Annotated in this window: 14 protein-coding genes; 5 read left to right on the forward strand and 9 right to left on the reverse strand. The window is 36.8% G+C overall.

Features of this window, described 5'->3' with window-relative positions; all coding sequences use genetic code 11:
• Positions 1–35 precede the first annotated feature (35 nt).
• The 8 genes from MKL51_RS08460 to ybaK form a co-directional block, all read right to left on the reverse strand.
• On the reverse strand, positions 36–1,604 hold the full coding sequence (locus MKL51_RS08460; protein WP_025468529.1) for a histidine-type phosphatase: 1,569 nt from the start codon (positions 1,602–1,604) through the stop codon (positions 36–38).
• Between the two features lie 125 nt (positions 1,605–1,729).
• On the reverse strand, positions 1,730–2,329 hold the full coding sequence (locus MKL51_RS08465; RefSeq protein WP_017482237.1) for a histidine phosphatase family protein: 600 nt from the start codon (positions 2,327–2,329) through the stop codon (positions 1,730–1,732).
• Complete coding sequence (gene cobT / locus MKL51_RS08470) at positions 2,322–3,377, reverse strand: nicotinate-nucleotide--dimethylbenzimidazole phosphoribosyltransferase (RefSeq protein WP_017482238.1); 1,056 nt, start codon at positions 3,375–3,377, stop codon at positions 2,322–2,324. The genes MKL51_RS08465 and cobT overlap by 8 nt, the downstream gene beginning before the upstream one ends.
• Position 3,378: 1 nt before the next feature.
• Positions 3,379–3,897, reverse strand: a complete 519-nt coding sequence (gene cobU / locus MKL51_RS08475) for a bifunctional adenosylcobinamide kinase/adenosylcobinamide-phosphate guanylyltransferase (protein WP_017482239.1) — start codon at positions 3,895–3,897, stop codon at positions 3,379–3,381.
• Positions 3,885–4,511: a 2'-5' RNA ligase family protein gene (locus MKL51_RS08480; RefSeq protein ID WP_017482240.1), complete on the reverse strand. Its 627-nt coding sequence runs from the start codon at positions 4,509–4,511 to the stop codon at positions 3,885–3,887. The genes cobU and MKL51_RS08480 overlap by 13 nt, the downstream gene beginning before the upstream one ends.
• Positions 4,512–4,611: 100 nt before the next feature.
• On the reverse strand, positions 4,612–6,759 hold the full coding sequence (gene mtlD, locus MKL51_RS08485) for a bifunctional mannitol-1-phosphate dehydrogenase/phosphatase (RefSeq protein WP_031945089.1): 2,148 nt from the start codon (positions 6,757–6,759) through the stop codon (positions 4,612–4,614).
• 564 nt (positions 6,760–7,323) lie between these two features.
• Complete coding sequence (locus MKL51_RS08490; protein ID WP_017482242.1) at positions 7,324–9,555, reverse strand: TonB-dependent receptor; 2,232 nt, start codon at positions 9,553–9,555, stop codon at positions 7,324–7,326.
• Between the two features lie 158 nt (positions 9,556–9,713).
• Entirely contained in the window at positions 9,714–10,181 is a 468-nt protein-coding gene (gene ybaK / locus MKL51_RS08495) for a Cys-tRNA(Pro) deacylase (protein WP_017386867.1), read from the reverse strand.
• Positions 10,182–10,370: 189 nt separating this feature from the next.
• On the opposite strand from ybaK, the gene MKL51_RS08500 reads away from it, so the two are divergent.
• The 4 genes from MKL51_RS08500 to MKL51_RS08515 all read left to right on the forward strand — a co-directional run bounded on the left by MKL51_RS08500 (position 10,371) and on the right by MKL51_RS08515 (position 15,022).
• Positions 10,371–10,673 (forward strand): hypothetical protein, encoded by a 303-nt coding sequence (locus MKL51_RS08500; protein WP_005076193.1) that lies wholly within the window; start codon positions 10,371–10,373, stop codon positions 10,671–10,673.
• A 234-nt stretch (positions 10,674–10,907) separates the two neighbouring features.
• Entirely contained in the window at positions 10,908–12,281 is a 1,374-nt protein-coding gene (locus tag MKL51_RS08505) for an ABC1 kinase family protein (protein WP_017482243.1), read from the forward strand.
• Between the two features lie 228 nt (positions 12,282–12,509).
• Positions 12,510–13,793 (forward strand): acyl-CoA dehydrogenase family protein, encoded by a 1,284-nt coding sequence (locus tag MKL51_RS08510; protein ID WP_171063705.1) that lies wholly within the window; start codon positions 12,510–12,512, stop codon positions 13,791–13,793.
• Positions 13,794–13,816: 23 nt separating this feature from the next.
• Positions 13,817–15,022, forward strand: a complete 1,206-nt coding sequence (locus MKL51_RS08515; RefSeq protein ID WP_017482245.1) for an acyl-CoA dehydrogenase family protein — start codon at positions 13,817–13,819, stop codon at positions 15,020–15,022.
• Between the two features lie 125 nt (positions 15,023–15,147).
• Here MKL51_RS08515 and MKL51_RS08520 read toward each other — a convergent pair whose 3' ends face one another.
• The gene (locus tag MKL51_RS08520) at positions 15,148–16,359 is read right to left on the reverse strand and encodes an alkane 1-monooxygenase (RefSeq protein WP_017386863.1); all 1,212 of its coding nucleotides are present in this window, start codon (positions 16,357–16,359) and stop codon (positions 15,148–15,150) included.
• A 189-nt stretch (positions 16,360–16,548) separates the two neighbouring features.
• On the opposite strand from MKL51_RS08520, the gene MKL51_RS08525 reads away from it, so the two are divergent.
• Positions 16,549–17,496 (forward strand): AraC family transcriptional regulator, encoded by a 948-nt coding sequence (locus tag MKL51_RS08525; protein WP_025468533.1) that lies wholly within the window; start codon positions 16,549–16,551, stop codon positions 17,494–17,496.
• The last annotated feature ends 42 nt before the right edge of the window (positions 17,497–17,538 follow it).

A 17,538-nucleotide genomic window follows, 5' to 3' on the forward strand; every position in this document is an offset into this window, starting at 1 on the left:
CCCTATTCCCATTAAAGACTTCAAAAACTGAAAATCTATTGCATTTGATAGCACTGTTTCAATTTAATGTAGTCGTAGTAAAAACTAGTTGGTGTATAACGTGCATAGTTACATGCAGATTTGAACAAAGTTTCTTTTTCGTTATAAAGCATTTTAACCAAAGTAGAGCCTTGGCTATTTTGGTAAATATCCCATTGGACATTTGCTGCCATAGGTGAAACTACTTCACCGCGCCATGCGCTAGTTGAGTAATTATAAGTCTGGCGAAGCGGTAAAGGCTGCATCATATTATGTAAATCTAGACTGGTTGCTAGAGGAATAATAATTTCAGCATGGGCAAAACGTAAAACTGCTTTGTATGGTTGGGTTTTATTTACAACCGCATCAACTTGTTGGAACCAGTCCTGTTTGAGTCCTTGAGCAATTTCACTTGTGACTTGATTTGACTCTGTAAAACTTGGACCTTTTTCGTAAAAATCGTTTGCATCATTAAATTCAGCGTAGAATTTTGCAGCTTCTAACGGCATATATTTATCAAAATTGATACCTTTCAACTCATCTTTCATACCACCAGAAATTGAATAGAGCTCATAAATATACGCTGCTGCATCAACTGCACTGGAAATCGTATTTTTCCCCTTACCTTTTTCGGTAATTTGCTCACCTTTAGGTGAAGTGACTGTAAAAGATCCAGTGTTGCTAAAACTATAACCTGTTGTACCCAGTTTTTTAATAAAATCCGCTTTAAAAATCGGGCTGAGCACTGTTTGAGCTGTTTTTTCAGCCTCGGTATTTTTCGATAACTCATCTAACTTTTGGGCTAAATCTTTATTATTTTCTTCAAAATCTTGATAGGCCTGACTAGCATCATAAATTTTTTGTTGGCTAGCACTCAGGGGTTGAGCTAAGTCTTCGTCTGCATTCAAACTATGAAAATAGAGTTTGAAACGATCAACGCCGCCATCTTCAACACTCGGCCCGCTTTCACTTGATAAATTGGTATAAGACAATGGAACAATTTTATCTTTCAGTTGCGGTTGTTGTTTTATAAGTTCAGCAGTGAAAAATTTAGCACTATCTACCGCACGATCCACCCCAGAACTTTGTACCAATATAGAGGCTTGGGAATTTAAAAGAGTTGGTAAGCGTTGTAATAAACGATCTGCAATGCCACGGTGTTCTAAGATACCAGTCATGGTTTCGTTTCCATAACCGTACTGGCGGATCCCTTCCACGCCATAACCTAATAAGATATTTGCCTTCATCATGGCTTCTAAATCAGCACCTAATTGCTCACCTAATGGTGTTAAGGCATTTTCTGCTTTTGCCTGTTTCCATAAATTATAAAGTGCCAAATCATATTTCAGACTTGAGAGGCCTCTTGAACCGTGACGCGCCACTAGTTCTGTAAAAACTGGCTGGAATCCATTCGGTGCTTGTTCATAATTTTTTATTTCTTGTTGCGGTTGGTAAGGTGTTTTTGTTTGATAATATTTTGATGGGTTTGTGGATGGTACAGCTTGAGCTTCTTGATCATCATTGTTATTACAAGCCGCGAGCAATAATGATGCTGTAAGCACAGTTGTTTTAAATAAAATATTCATAAGCCAAAATGTGTGATTAATAAGAAATGCCATTAGCTTAGATAGTAGCAATTACAATTATATTACACAGGCTAAAATAATATTGTAAAAATAATAACTTACAAGTGTATAAAAATATAAAACTACTATCTTAACTTAAAAGTTATTTGACCATCTGTTTCAGAAAATTCGAGTGAATATAATTTTCCAAGCTCTGCTGGCATTTTAAGTAAGTCATCTAGAGGTTGTTGTCTGGCTAAACAAGCCAATAGCTTAATCACACCGCCATGAGTAACAACTAAAGCATGCTGTAAGTTTTGCTTTTGCATATGCTTCAGCAAATCCTGAAAACCTTTAAGAACCCTTGTTTGAAACTGGTTTAATGTTTCTGCGCGAGGTGGACAATATTGACTCGGTTTTTGCCAAAAATTTGCAAGTAATTCGGGTGAAGTTTCATAAATTTGCTGAGTTGAGACGCCTTCCCAATCACCAAAATACATTTCCTTTAAGTCATGATTTAGAAGTAAAGGCAGCTGATTTGTCTTCGCAAGTTGCTCAGCAAAACAAGCACAACGCTTTAATGATGAACTTATAATGACATCCCATGGCTGATTAGCCACTTGCTCAATGGTTGACTGCATTTGCTGCCAACCTTTTGCTGTTAACTCATCATCTAAATGGCCACGCAAAGTATGGCTATATTGACTTTCGCCATGTCTAAGTAAATCAATTCTAAATTTACCCAATTTTATCCCCGCTAACAGCAGCTTCGGCAAATGTAGCCATCTGGTTGTGTAATACACATGCCATTTTAACCAATGCCAAAGCAGCGCCAGCACCACTACCTTCACCTAAACGTAAATTCATTTTTAAAATCGGTTCAGCATTGAGTTCTTGTAAAATACGTTGGTGGCCATATTCTGCCGATTGATGGCCAAAAAGCATCCAGTCACGCACTTTAGAATTCATTCGTACTGCGCATAAAGCAGCGACCGAACTAATAAAACCATCCACAATGATAGGTAAGCCCACCTGCGCACAGCGGATATAAGCACCTGTAATTGCCGCAATTTCCAAACCACCTACGGCGCATAATGTTTTGAAGACATCACCGACGACATGTTTATGGTGAAGTTCAATTGCCTTTTCAATCACTTCAATTTTATGTCTTAACTGATCGGCACCAATTCCTGTACCAACTCCAGTTAATTGCTCGGCAGTATCATTTAATAAAAGACATGCTAAGGCAGAAGCAGAACAGGTATTTCCAATTCCCATTTCACCCGCAATATAAATATCTGCACCTTTAGATTTGGCCGTGTCTACACTGTTTTTACCTAACTCTAAGGCAGCACGGCACTCTTCAGCATTCATTGCAGCTTGTTTGGCAAAATTTGCTGTGCCGGCACGAATACAATGACGTTCAACCCCTGCATATTCATATGCTTCACCAACTGTACCGCAATCAATCACTTGTAAATGAGCTTGATGATATTTGGCAATGACACTAATTGCTGCACCACCAGTCGTGAAGTTTTGTAACATTTGACGGGTAACGGCTTGAGGATATGCAGAGATATTTTCTTCAACCACGCCATGATCGCCAGCAAAAACTGTAATCCATGGATGGTTAACTTGGGGATGCGCATTTGATTGCAAACTAGCAAATTTGACTGCTATCAGTTCTAGATCACCTAAAGCACCTGTAGGTTTGGTAAGTTGAAGCTGGTGTTGCTCAGCTTGTTGTTTTGCGTCCACATCAGGTTGCTGCACAGATTGTAACCACCAGTTCATTTTATTTCTCGCCTTTTAAAATCATTGGAAAACCAGCCACACAAAACACAACCTTATCTGCAATTTGCCCTAAACTCTGATGCAGTCTGCCTGCTTCATCGACAAATCGACGACTAATCTCACCGAGTGGTACAACACCAAGACCAGTTTCATTACTTACTAAAATAATTTCTGACTCAAGCATAGGTAAAATTTTTAACAGCTGCTCACATTCAAATTGTTGAACGTTTTGATCTTCTAAAAGTAACAAATTGGTTAGCCAAAGTGTTAAACAATCCACAAGAATAATTTGATTAGGTTGATCAATTTTTTGCAGCATTTTTGCTAAATATAAAGGCTCTTCAACCAAAGACCAGTGAGAAGGACGCTGATTTTGATGATGTGTTATTCTGCTTTGCATTTCAAAATCTAGCGCTTGCGCCGTTGCAACATAAGTGACAGCTAATTGCCTATCCATTGCCGTTTGTTCAGCCAGTCGGCTTTTGCCGGAACGGGCTCCACCCAAAATCAGTTGCAACATGAATCACCTAAAAACAAATGCTGATACGGATATAACTTACCTTGTAAAGTTTGAGCTTGATAATAACCAAATATTAAATGCTCAACTTTAAGGTCAAATTCAGCCTGTTTATATTGTACAGGTAATTCAGAAATTTTTTGTAAAATCAAATCACTACTATAGTCTGTTTTATACAACCCCAAAGTGATGTGCGGACAATATTCTAAAGCTGCAATTTCATTAGAAACTAAACCTAACTTTTGGCGTATCTGAAATAAGATATTTTCGGTATCTCCTATTTCTACAAATAGAGCACTACTAAAGCTATCGATTGAACCAATTTTTAAATGAAACGGAGCAAAATCTTCTTTTCTTAAGATTTCTTTTTGCTGCTCAAATTCACCAAAAATAAAGTCATCACTATAGACTTTGGTTTCGTGGTTTAAAAATCCACATATAAACAATGTGATATGATATTGACGACTATTAGGTTCTAATAAGAATTCTGAAAAATGCGCGCGCAAGGCATCTAAATAATCAACTATTTTTTGATCATTAATTTCTAAATACCACAATGCATAATTTTGCCGTCCAAGATGCCATTCGGGATAATCACGTATAGATGTTGGCACCATGAACGTCGAGGGTTTTAGCAACACAGCTTTAATTCAAAATCATTCAATTTTTGTATTAAAGCATGTTTGCCTTTCAGTTGTAGAGCATAATTAAAAGAATTTAGGCATATTGAGTAGGCGCATTTTTTGAATTGGTAATATTCATGTTTAAAGGCTGTTTACCTTGTTCAGAAAATAAATATTGAACTAATTGCGTTAACTCAACTTCAAGTTGTGCTTTTTGAGCAGAACTCATATCCAGTTTTTTAACTTGCTCGTGTAAATGTTTAAATGCCTTAGTCTCTTTAATTTCTAAAAATTGAATCGTATAGGCATAACCTAAAGCAGCACCTTTTAAGAGATTTTTATAGGGTAAATCATGCGCGATATTTACCTCAATTGATGCGATTACTCTTTCATTATGAGTTAACTTGCGAAGTGGATCTCTTGCTACTCGTTGACAAGGGTCTTTAAATGCATATTCACATGAGTCTAGAAAGCTTTGTGCCATGCGGTCCAGATCTTTTGCATACTTAGGTAATACAATTGCAAGCCCTTGCTTTACTTCCCTAATTAAATTCTCTGCAAACGCTTTAACTGAATGATCCCCCATTGCGACGCCAATAGAATCATAACCTAGTAAAGATGCATACCAAGCAAGCATGGCATGCACGCCATTCCATAGTCGGTTTTTGATTAATTGAATGTCTGTAATCTGATTAACCAAGACAACTTGACGCAACTTTTCGAGTAAAGGGCTGCCTTTTTCTACATAAATTGGCATATCCGTTTCACTATGAAACAGAATTAGATCCATGCTTTGTAATATATGGCCTGGCTGAAAATTACGGCGCATGTTATCAACATATAAAGATGCCTGATTTTGCTGATCTTGAGTCAATTTATTACAGTCTTCAATTTCGATTTGTTCCTCGTTTTCCACATCTTCTAAATGCTGTTCAAGAAAATTATGCTTAATACGAAGTTGGCGATATAAATTTTGATTAGATAGCTTTGAAACCATGCGGTTTACAACGGTGTCGCAAAAGTAATGTTCTTTTAAAATATGCTCAGTCACATCTTCATCGTTGGTCAACTCTAGTAGAGCTTCTCTAAGATGCTTCATAACTAAATATTTCGCGCCGACTTTATTTAAAATAATTAGAAAAGTTAACGGTTCAATACATGTTCCAAGTGGCGAATTAAAGCGAGCATATAATCCTTTTGCGATTATTTTTGCCTCAACTTCGATGGCCTGTTCGGGTAAACACAGTGCGATCAAACTTGAATGGGTATACATCTCCAACATTTGTTGTTCATTTTCAGAATCAACAATGGTCATATTCTCAATACGTTCATCATAAGAAAATTGCCCATAGCGAATGCTATATGTTCCAAATGCATTCACAGCTTCGCGAAAAAGACTATTTCTTGTAGAAGCAATAATACGTTTTGGCTTTGTATATCCATCCCAATGTGACAAGATCTGCGCTATATAACCGCCGCCAATAGCACCGAAACCATGTATCCCAACTGTAAGCTGATTCAGACTTTGTGGAAAAGATTCCTGCATTTCCGGCATGTCCATAACAGGGATAAATTGGTCGAGATCGGTTAAAAAGTCATACATCTGATCATAATAAAAATGTGCTTTTTCCAGCATTTCGTCATTTGGTTCTTTAATATCTTTTAATAAAATCGTTAAACCTTTTGAAGTGTGAGCTGAAGTTAAACCATTTTCAGAATCTTCAAACATAAGACACTGGTTAGCGTCTAAGTGAAGTTGACTAGCAGCTTTTAAAAAGATTTCTGGATGTGGCTTTCCTTGCTCTACTTCATCACCACAGGTAATCACATCAAAAAATTTATAAACATTCGCATTAATTAAATATTCTTCGGCAATTGCCCTACGGCTTGAAGTCGCGACGGCCATTCTTAAACCCGATTTTCGTAAACGTTCTAAAACCTGAACTAAACCCTTTTTGATAGGTACGCCGTGTTTTCGAATATATTCGAGTTCCATCTCATCAGCTTTTTTTCGAATTTCTTTATAGGGAACATTTACCCCATATAACCTTTGAGCCAATTGCTCAGCAGTAGTTGCACTTAAACCTAAACATTGCATTAAATATTCGTGTGAAAATTCCTGTCCAATGAGTTCTTGAGATGCCTGTTGCAATGTTTGAAACCGCAATCGCTCAGTGTCAAACATTGTCCCATCCATATCAAAGATAGCTCCGTGAACAGGTTTTCCATGAAAAATAAGCACGTTTTTACCTCTTTTTTTGATCATGTTTTATTCAGGGTATACAAAAAAACGGCTAAAAAGGCAGGATGTTAATAAATGAAACATTAGTGATTATTTTTTGATCAAAAATATAATCGATCTGTTACTGTGTAGAGTTAAATATCCAAAATAGTTGAAATGTATAAATAACTATGAAATTAACTTTAACTACAAAAGCAGCAGGCCATCCTCGCCTGCTGCTTTTGATTAGTTCTTTTTGTTGCGCTGATAATGTTTATTTTTCTTTGTTCCATTTACCGCTAGTTGAACCTGCCTATTTTTATAATATCCTGCAGGCGCTCACATACCAGAAATCAACTCATCTTTTTCAAAATCATTATTATTGGAGTCTCTGGTATAACTTTAAATCGCCTAAAACTTAGCATTACAGTAGTAGACGTTAATCTTAATTACTAGAACGTTTCTCAACTTTCAATATAGGTAATGATAATCATTTGCATTTAACAATGCAAGTTTATTTTATTATTTTTTTAAATTTATTAAGGAATACCTATGATTTATAGATATTCCCTATCTCACTTCACATTAATAATTAAATGTATAACTGAGGCCGTAAGTACGTCCTTCAGCTGGAATACTCTCTACCAGCCCATATACTTTTTCTGCTTGTTGACTATAGACTGCTCGATAGTCTCTATTCCAAACATTATATACACCAAAATCTATACGTCCTTTCCAAGCTGGAAAATGTGCCAAAACATCCATCGTGCTATAGCCTTTAATTTTTACAGCTGAAAGTGAGCCATCTTTTACTGCTTCATTTGTACCTTTTATAGCAAGCATTTGCACACGAGCACCATATCCTTCATCACTGTTCCACTCGGCAAAAACAGTACCTTTTATTGGTGAAACTTGAAAAGCATTCAACTCTTTCCATTTACCATCCGTATCTTTATATTGACCTCGCGTATAACCAAGTGTTCCCCCAACTTTAAACTCTTCCATAAATGGGTAGGTCGCTGTTAGTTCAGCACCATATACACGCTGGTCTTTGTCCATAACCTCAGCAACAGTTTCTTTATTACTGTTCTTGTAGAATTGGACAACTTTGTCTGAGGTATTATAGAAACCTGTTATACCTAGATTTAGACTCTGCTCTCCTTGTAAACGCCAGCCTAATTCATAGCTGTTTACACTAATAGGTTGGATATTAGCGGTTGATATATTAAATGCATCACGCATCATCCGTTGTACATCTGGAAAACTAAAACCTTGAGAGAAATTAGCAAATATTTGCTGCTCATCTGTTAATTTATATATCGCTCCCAAATTAAATAAAACAGCATCGTCATTTACAGATCCGCTTGGCTGTATACCATTTTTAGTCGAGTACTGTTCTGTTTCAGCTTTGATATATTGGTAACGAGTACCAGCCTGGACATTCATACGGTCTGTTAAAGCGTAATCACCTTGTATAAAAATGCCAGCACTTTGAATTGTTGTATTTGGACCAGCATCGGAAGTTTTACCTGTAGGTTTATAGGTCAAACCTGTATTAAATGCTGTGAAATGCTCGTAGTGTTGATGATCTTTTTCATGTTCATAATCTAAACCATAAGTTAGATTAAGATCACGATTCATAATATTTAAATCACTTTGTACTGTTGAACGCAGACCAGCCACTTCGATTTCAGATTGAGATTGTTTTGCTTCTGTACCTTCCCCTCCTAAAAAGACTGGAAAGAAACGAGCATCTTCTTTACGGTAATATCCTTCTAAATTTAAGACCTGACCTAAAATATCTTTATTTTGGTATTGAGTGTTGAATGCATAGCGCTCTGTAAAAGGCTGATTAGATATTTCTAAACCCTTTTTCCCAATATATGAGTTAGGCGCTCCTCCATAAATATAATTTTTCCCATAATCAGGACCATAATTCGTATCTTGTTCATCCTTATAATACTGTGCACCCAAACTTAGTGATTGGTTATCAGCTAAATCTATATTTATACGACTATTAACATCAATTGTATCAGTATCAGGACGGCTACCTTGCATAGGTGCTATAGCAATACGATCACCATGGCTATCGAACTGAGATCCGCGACTAGTGAAATTAGCCCCTAAGAAACCATTTATATTATCTTTATTAAATGAAATAGATTGGCTAATTTCATAAGCTAGACTATCACTTCGAAATGTATCGGAAGACGTAATACCAAGTTTAGTTTCAAAACTTACTGGTTTAGTCGAATCAGCACGTTTCGTAATAATATTAATAATCCCGCCGGTAGAACCTGATCCATAAATACTTGTAGCTCCTGAAAGAACTTCAATACGTTCAATCATGCCTGGACTAATACTATTTAGCTGCCGAGCAACATCGCGTGATCCATTTTGTGATACGCCGTCAATCATAATCATGACATCACGACCACGCATTGTTTGCCCATAGTTGGTAGTCGTTCCACTACTTACCCCAAGTGATGGAACCAACTGAGCCAGTATATCGGCAATTTTTCGTCCAGCAGTTGCCTGTTGTTCAATTTGCTGCTTTTCAATCGTTTGAACTGTGCCGGCAATTTCAGCAATATTTTTGGGCGTCCTTGTCGCCGTCACTATAATTTTTTGCAATTGAGCTACAGGCTTTTGTGTCGGTTGATTATTAAGGATTTCCTTTTCAATATTTGTATTTGCATAAACCTGCTGCGCAAATACTGCTGCTAGAGCAATACAACAAGGTTTTAATTTAAAATACTGTGATTCAGCACACATCAGATGATTTGAGTTAACCCCAACCTTTTTGTATTGATTCATTTTCCCTTTCTCCAAACCCAAAAGTTATTAGATAGTTATAAGGTTCGGCATAATACTAAATATAAATAATAATGAGAATTGTTTTTATTAAAAGAACTTGATTTAATACTACCTATCTTAAAATTAGTTAATTTAATGAGATAAGAAAAAGATTTATATTACTCATCAAGTACATCAACAAATTGAGCATTTAATAGTTGTGCTAGATCTTTCGGGTTTAAGCCAATATCTAGTCCCCGTTTTCCTCCACTCACATAGATTTTGCTGAATTCTTGTGCAGATGCATCAATAACGGTTTTTAAGCGTTTCTTCTGACCTAAAGGACTAATCCCTCCGACCAAATACCCCGTTAAACGTTCAGCGTCTTTTGGATTGGCCATTTGCAATTTTTTACAGCCAAACGCCGTAGCCACTTTTTTTAAATTTAATTGATGATTAACTGGCAATACTGCAACAAAAAAATTCTTATCATCGCTAACCATCAATGTTTTGAATACCTCCCTTACATCTAAATTTAGTTTTTCTGCTGCTTCTAATCCAAAACTTTTAGCATTTGAATCATGCTCATATTCATGGATTGAAAATTCAATTTTATTGCTTTTTAACAGTCTACATGCAGGAGTCATAATAAGTAGTGTTATAGATGAAATTATTTGGATTATAGTTTTTTTAGAAAAATTTTTAAAATTGCTTAGGCTATTTACAAGAATTACATAAAAAATCAAACAGCAACTGAATAAAAAATAATCTCAACTTGATATTCATGGCTCGACTCCATATATTTTATTTAGATTTAAGTCTGAGCTGACAATTTTATGAGTTATAAACACAACAATCTGATGGCTATGCGTCACCGTTTTTGGGATGAATCTTCAGATTATGTCTTAAATGAAAAGCAGTTTTTACAGCAGACGTTAATTGAACAAGGCATCTTTAATAACGCAACACTCGAGGATGTTAAGTATTTTTTCTATACCTTACCCAGCATTATTATTGTAAAAGCTCATGCACTTGGTTTTATGCATGATTCAGTCAAACAAATGTTATTACAGCATATTCAGTCCAATCGCCTTCACTTAATGCAGAAGTCTGAATTGAAGATCCAATTTAAAATGTAATTTAAGTTTTTGTGAAAGATCCGTTTTTACCCTAGTTTTACTCACCTGAACGCTGTAAGTTTCTTAAATTTTAAAATTGCTTAGGCTATTTTAAAGTTAATGAAATAAAGATAGCCATTTCGACTGATCATTCAGTCTGAGAGAACTATTTTAATACGCTCAAAACATGTAATATTCGTTACAATTTTAGATCACCAGCGTTTGGCTGCATGATGCGCATAGGATTCTATTTTCATGTCAAATCAGAAAGATAAGCTTAAGAGTTTAAAAACTTCTTCCATGGATCGACGCTTATCAATCGCGAAAGCTTCTTTACTTGCAGGAACACGTTTGGCAACTGCAAGTGCTTCTTCTATATTTTCTAATGAGGAAGAAAAAGAAAAGAAACGCAAAAAAGCGATGAGCGAGCAAGCTAATTATCTGGTTTCTGAAATAGGTAAACTTAAGGGTTCTATTGTTAAGATTGGCCAAATGATGGCCCTTTATGGTGAGCATTTTTTACCTGAAGAAATTACACAAGCACTAAACACCTTAAATAACCAGACAGTTGCTTTAGATTGGCCTGCAATTAAGCCGCACCTTCAAGAGCAATTGGGCGCTAAATTAAATGATTTAACAATTGATCATGAGCCAATTGGTACGGCCTCTCTCGCACAAGTACACCGTGCAACGCGTAAATCAGATGGTTTAGAGTTAGTTTTAAAGATTCAATATCCGGGCGTTGCAAATGCTATTGATTCCGATATGAGCTTGTTTAAAAACATGCTTAAACTGACGCGTATGGTTCCACAAACCCGTGAATTTGATCAGTGGTTTGATGAAGTACGTGAAATGATGCATCGTGAAGTTGACTATGATGTTGAAGCTTCCACTACTCGTCGCTTTGGTGAACGCTTAAAAGATGATGAGCGCTATATTGTTCCTACAATTGTAGATGAATATTGCACAAATCAAGTACTCTGCATGACTTTTGAACGTGGTGTACCAATTAATAGCCCTGTGATGTTGTCATTACCTCAGGAACGTCGTAATCAACTCGGTGAAGCGTCATTAGAGATTGCGGTTCGTGAAATTTTTGAATGGGGTGAAATGCAAACTGACCCTAACTTTGGTAATTACCTTGTTCGTTTAGGTAATGGCCAAGACATTCAAGACAAAATTGTATTATTAGATTTTGGTGCTATTCGCCAGTTTGATGAACACTTGCTATCAGTTGCCCGTCAACTCATTCAGGCAGGTTATCAACATAATAAAGATGCAATGGTCAAAGCCATGACTGGTTACGAGTTCTTTGATGCGATGCCTGAAAGTATTAAACCAGGTATGGCTGATGTCTTTTTACTTGCAACAGAAGCATTCAGTACTCCTGCAAATAACCCAGATATGCCCGCTGGTCTTATGGATGAACACGAACGTTATGACTGGAAGAAAAGCCAGCTTCATAGCCGTGTTATGCAACAAGCTAGTAAATCAATGGCTTCACGTTATTTTTCAGTTCCGCCAAAAGAGTTTATGTTTATTAGCCGTAAATTCATTGGAGCCTACACATTTATGACGGTTATTGATGCAAAAACCAATGTGCGACGTATGATTCGTAACTTTGCTTGATTTAATGAATGACTAGAATGATTCCATGTCATTCTAGTCAATCCTTCTCGGCTCCCCAACATTGCAATTATTTTAAATAAATAAAATCAAAAACTTATAATTTTCTTATTTTCTATTTACCATTTATCTACTCATTTTTCGAATGTCAGTAACGACATAGTTTTTTAATATGAGGCGTGTCAGCATAAAACAATAACAATGTGTTAGGACACCATAATCATGACAAGTATGATCAATAAAGCTCAGGGTTTGGGTTTATCGCTGATCACAAGATTGGCTGGAAGCGATGTACTTGATCAACTCAAGTTGCGTAAATTTGTTGAAAAATCTCTTTATCAAGGTTCAAAAGCTGGCTTTAGAGCATTAACGCAGACTCAAAAAGCATTTAAGCCCAAGCAAATCTCTCAACAACGTTTACCTCGCCAACAAAAAAATTTATTTGATTTAAGTTTAACCGAAGAACAACAAATGACTTCTGAAGCAATGTCTCAATTTGCTCAAGAGGTTTTATTGGGGTTAGCTCATAATGCCGATCAGGAAGCTCAGTTTCCTGAAAGTCTTTGGCAATATGTTGAAGATTTAGGACTTAACTACTATGCACTTCCAGAAGCACTCGGTGGAGTAGCGGCCGAACAAAATATCGTTAGTAACTTATTAATTGCTGAAAAACTAGCTGAAGGTGATTTTAGTCTTACAGCAGGATTACTCAGTACATTTAGCGTTATTAATGCAATCACACGTTGGGGTTCTGCTGAAGTTCAGTCGATGTACCTACCATGTTTTGCAGAAGACTCAGACATTACAGCAACTTTTGCTGTTCAAGAAACAACTCCAGCATTTAACCCTTATGTTTTAAAAACAAAAGCATCACTTGAAAACGATCAGTTTTTTATTGATGGTGAAAAAACATTAGTGATTTTAGGCGATTTAGCTGATGTATTTTTAGTAAGTGCAGACTTTAACGGCAAGCCAGACGTATTCGTCGTGCAGTGTAATGAAACAATTTCAATAAAAAACACTCCGGCCATGGGTCTTAAAGCGACAGAAACAGCAACTCTTCGCTTTAATCACACTCCTGCTCTACGTTTAGGTGCAACAGATTTTGATTACACAGCCTTTGTAGATTTAGGCAACTTAGTGTGGTGTGCAATGGCTGTAGGTACATGTGAAGCTGTAAAAGCTTACTGTATTAAATATGCCAATGAACGAACCGCGTTCGGTGAACCTATTTCACATCGTCAAAGTGTCGCTTTCATGATTGCAGATATGGCAATTGAAATTGATGCAATGCGTATGTTGATTTTAAATGCAGCAAGCCTTGCAGAGTCAGGCAAGCCATTTCACCGCGAAGCTTACTTAGCCCATCTACTTTGTGCTGAAAAATCCATGAAAATTGGCACAGACGGTGTGCAAATTCTTGGTGGACATGGTTTCACAAAAGAACATCCTGTTGAACGTTGGTACCGCGATTTACGGGCTACTGCAATTTTACAATCTGGCTTACATGCTTAAAAGATCAATCAGAGGATACTTTAATGAATTTACAAAATCCTAAAAAATTCAAAATGATGATTGATCAAGCACATGATGTTGCGATCAATGTATTACGCCCTATTTCTCGCAAATATGATAAAGCTGAACATGCATATCCAAAAGAACTTGATATGCTCGCCTCTCTCATCGATGGCATGAATGAAGGTGGTGAAGGAATTAATGCTGGTGCTGCGGGTGCTGGAAAGCGCGGTGATACCGACAATGAAGGTATTCGCAATGGAACCAACATGTCGACAGCTCTTGGAATTATTGAGATGTGTTATGGCGATACAGGCTTATTACTGAGTATGCCTCGTCAGGGCCTTGGAAACTCAGCAATTGCTGCTGTCGCAAATGATGAGCAATTAGAACGGTTCAAAGGAACATGGGCAGCAATGGCCATCACCGAACCGGGTTGTGGCTCCGACTCTGCCGCTATCCGTACCACAGCAACCAAAGATGGCAATGACTACATTCTAAATGGTGAAAAGATTTTTGTGACCTCAGGTGAACGAGCAGACTCTGTCGTTGTTTGGGCCACACTTGATCGCAAACTTGGCCGTGCAGCTATTAAATCATTTGTGGTACCCAAAGGTACGTCTGGCATGAAGGTCGAACGTCTCGAACATAAATTAGGAATTAAAGCATCAGATACAGCAGTCATCAGTTTTATTGACTGCCGTGTACCAGCAGAGAACCTTTTGGGTAATGCCGAAGTGGATGTTGCTAAAGGTTTCGCCGGAGTAATGGAAACTTTTGACAATACACGCCCTCTAGTTGCAGCAATGGCAATCGGTTGTGCGAAAGCTTCACTAGAGCGTATTAAAGAGATTTTTAAAGATCAGCTTGATCCTGACTACTCGACTCCCTATCTGCATGCTTCTAACCTTGCAGCACAAATCTACCGCATGGAGGCTGAATGGGAAGCTGCTCGTCTGCTCATGTTAAAAGCAACTTGGATGGCAGATAACAAAAAGCCAAATTCTAAAGAAGCTTCTATTGCAAAAGCAAAAGCAGGTCGTGTTGGTAACGAGATCACTTTAAAATGTGTCGAATTGGCAGCAAGTGTTGGCTATAACGAAGATGAATTACTTGAGAAATGGGCACGTGATTCAAAAATTCTTGATATTTTTGAAGGTACTCAGCAAATTCAACAATTAATTATTGCGCGTCGTGAGCTTGGTAAATCTTCCAGTGAATTAAAATAAAAAAGACGCAAGAGAATCTAAACTCTCTTGCTTCATAACGCTAAGATTTATCTAAAAGATAAAACCCTCTAATCACATGATTAGAGGGTTTGGTATTTCAGGAATATATATTATTTATTCAATTTTTATGCTTCTAATGATTTATCTACTGCACCAAATTTTTTGAAGATTTTTGCACGTCGTTTTGGTGAAATATTCGCTTTGTTCAAATCACCTTTATAGTGATCAAAAACTCGCTTATCCATTATTTTGAACCACAACGAAGGAATTAACGCAGGTAATAACATACTTGCATAACCACTTGGTAATTCTGGCGCCTCATCAAAATGACGTAATGCTTGGAATGGACGAGTCGGATAAGCATGATGATCTGAGTGACGCTGCAACTGGTACAGAAATAAGTTTGTTACTACGTTATTGTTGTTCCAGCTATGCTCTGGCATTGTGCGCTCATATTGACCATTTTCTTTTTTCTGACGTAATAAACCATAATGTTCAATATAGTTAATAATTTCAAAAAGACTAATGCCATAAAATGCTTGTGTCGCTAAATATGGAATTGTACTTTTACCAAAAATTCCAACCATAGAGGCATGAAAAGCAGCACTCATTCCCCAGCCTTGTAATAATTCATTATCTGCTGACCAGAACTCTTTTCCTTTACGTTTTAAACGATTTTTCTCAATTTCAATTGCAGACTTAAAAGAACCTACAACTGTACGTGGCCAGAACTCATAAAATGTTTCGCCCATCCGTGAAGAAGCAGGATCTTCAGGAGTTGCTGCACGTTTATGATGACCATAAGGATGTTCGATACGGAAATGGTTATAACCCGTAGGAACCAAAGCAAGATGAGATAAAATATGATCAATACGATCATGCTTATGGCTTAATTCATGGGCTGTATTAATCGCAATACCATTAATCGCCCCCATTGAAACACCGAGCAAAATTTTATCAATGAATGACGTGGTTTTACGGCTTGTTAAATAACATGCATAAACATTTGCAGCATACTGCAAAGGAATAAAACTTTTCACAAGACGTGAATAATATGGATCTTTTTCTAAAAGCTTAATTTCTTCATCAGTCGGATTACGTGCATCCTTCCCAATAACAGTATCAATTGCAGGGATCACAACATGTAATAAAAGTGGACCACCTAAAGCGAAAACTTTTTTTAATGGGCGTGGACCAAAATGGTAACCAGCTAAAATACCTAAACCAATTACAGGTAGAGCTGGACTAATCATCCATAAATAGCGCTTACGATCTATCTCACGCATAGACGCTGGCACTGGCATAAGTTCTTGCTGAACATTTACTGGTGCATTCATAGTCATATTTCCTTTTTCTATATATCTATATAGTTAAAGAAATAGTACTTACTTAACAGTAGTAACCGTCCAAAAAACCTATTTCAAAGTCTTTGGCATTTTCTTCCACTTTTTTGTCCTAAAAACACATGTTGATCTATTCTTATAGCTCACTATAATTTTATTAAAATAATGATTGATCATTTAAAGATGGATGCACTAAGTAAATTTTTTGATGATATTCACCTTAATAAGTCTGAATACATCTATTTAAAAGCACAAGGAGAATGGGCTTTTAAAACACAAGATCAATCTGCTTTACTTGCCTATATTGTTTTAACTGGTTCAGTATATATTCAACTTAATGCGTCAGAAAAAATAATTGCGACAGCTGGTGATATTATTTTAATTCCTTCTGGAAAAGCACATAATGCCACCGACTCAAAATCAACAGCAACTAAATTAGTAGATTCATTAGATATTACTTCGCTTTTTAACGGTCATAGACAAGACGCGATCGAGTTTGGCACCTCCTCTTCAGATAAAACATTATTACTGTGTTTGCGCTGTCAGATCGATACTCATATGGCAGGCCCTTTGATTAATGCATTGCCTTCGATCATGCATATTCAACACGAAAATCAAACCAACCCACCAGAATGGCTACAAATTGGGCTTTATTTTTTAGCAATTGAAACTCAAAAAATCAGGCCGGGACATGACAAAATTATTGATCATTTAGTCAGTATTCTTCTCATTGAGTGCATTCGTGATCATGTTCAACAAATGACTGATCAACAAAACTGGCTAAGTGCGTTAACCCATCCTGAATTGAGTAATGCCCTATCCGCTATTCATAGCCAACCAGAAGTCGCTTGGACAGTTGAGTCATTAGCAGAACGATGCTGTATGTCACGGTCCAAATTCGCAAATTTATTTAATAGTATTATTGGGGAACCACCTCTAACTTATTTGCAACATTACCGTTTTCGTTTAGCAAGTCAGTACTTACGCACAAGTAATTTTTCAATTCAGCAAATATCAAACAAAGTCGGCTATTCATCCGAGACTGCTTTTAGTCAGGCCTTTAAAAGAATTTTTGATTTATCACCTAAACAATATCGACAGCAATATATCGAACATCATCTCGATCAATAGAAAATAAAAAAAGCGCCAAAGCGCTTTTTTTATTTGATTAAA

This window comes from Acinetobacter sp. AOR18_HL (genome assembly GCF_027855145.1).
GTDB lineage: Bacteria > Pseudomonadota > Gammaproteobacteria > Pseudomonadales > Moraxellaceae > Acinetobacter > Acinetobacter pittii.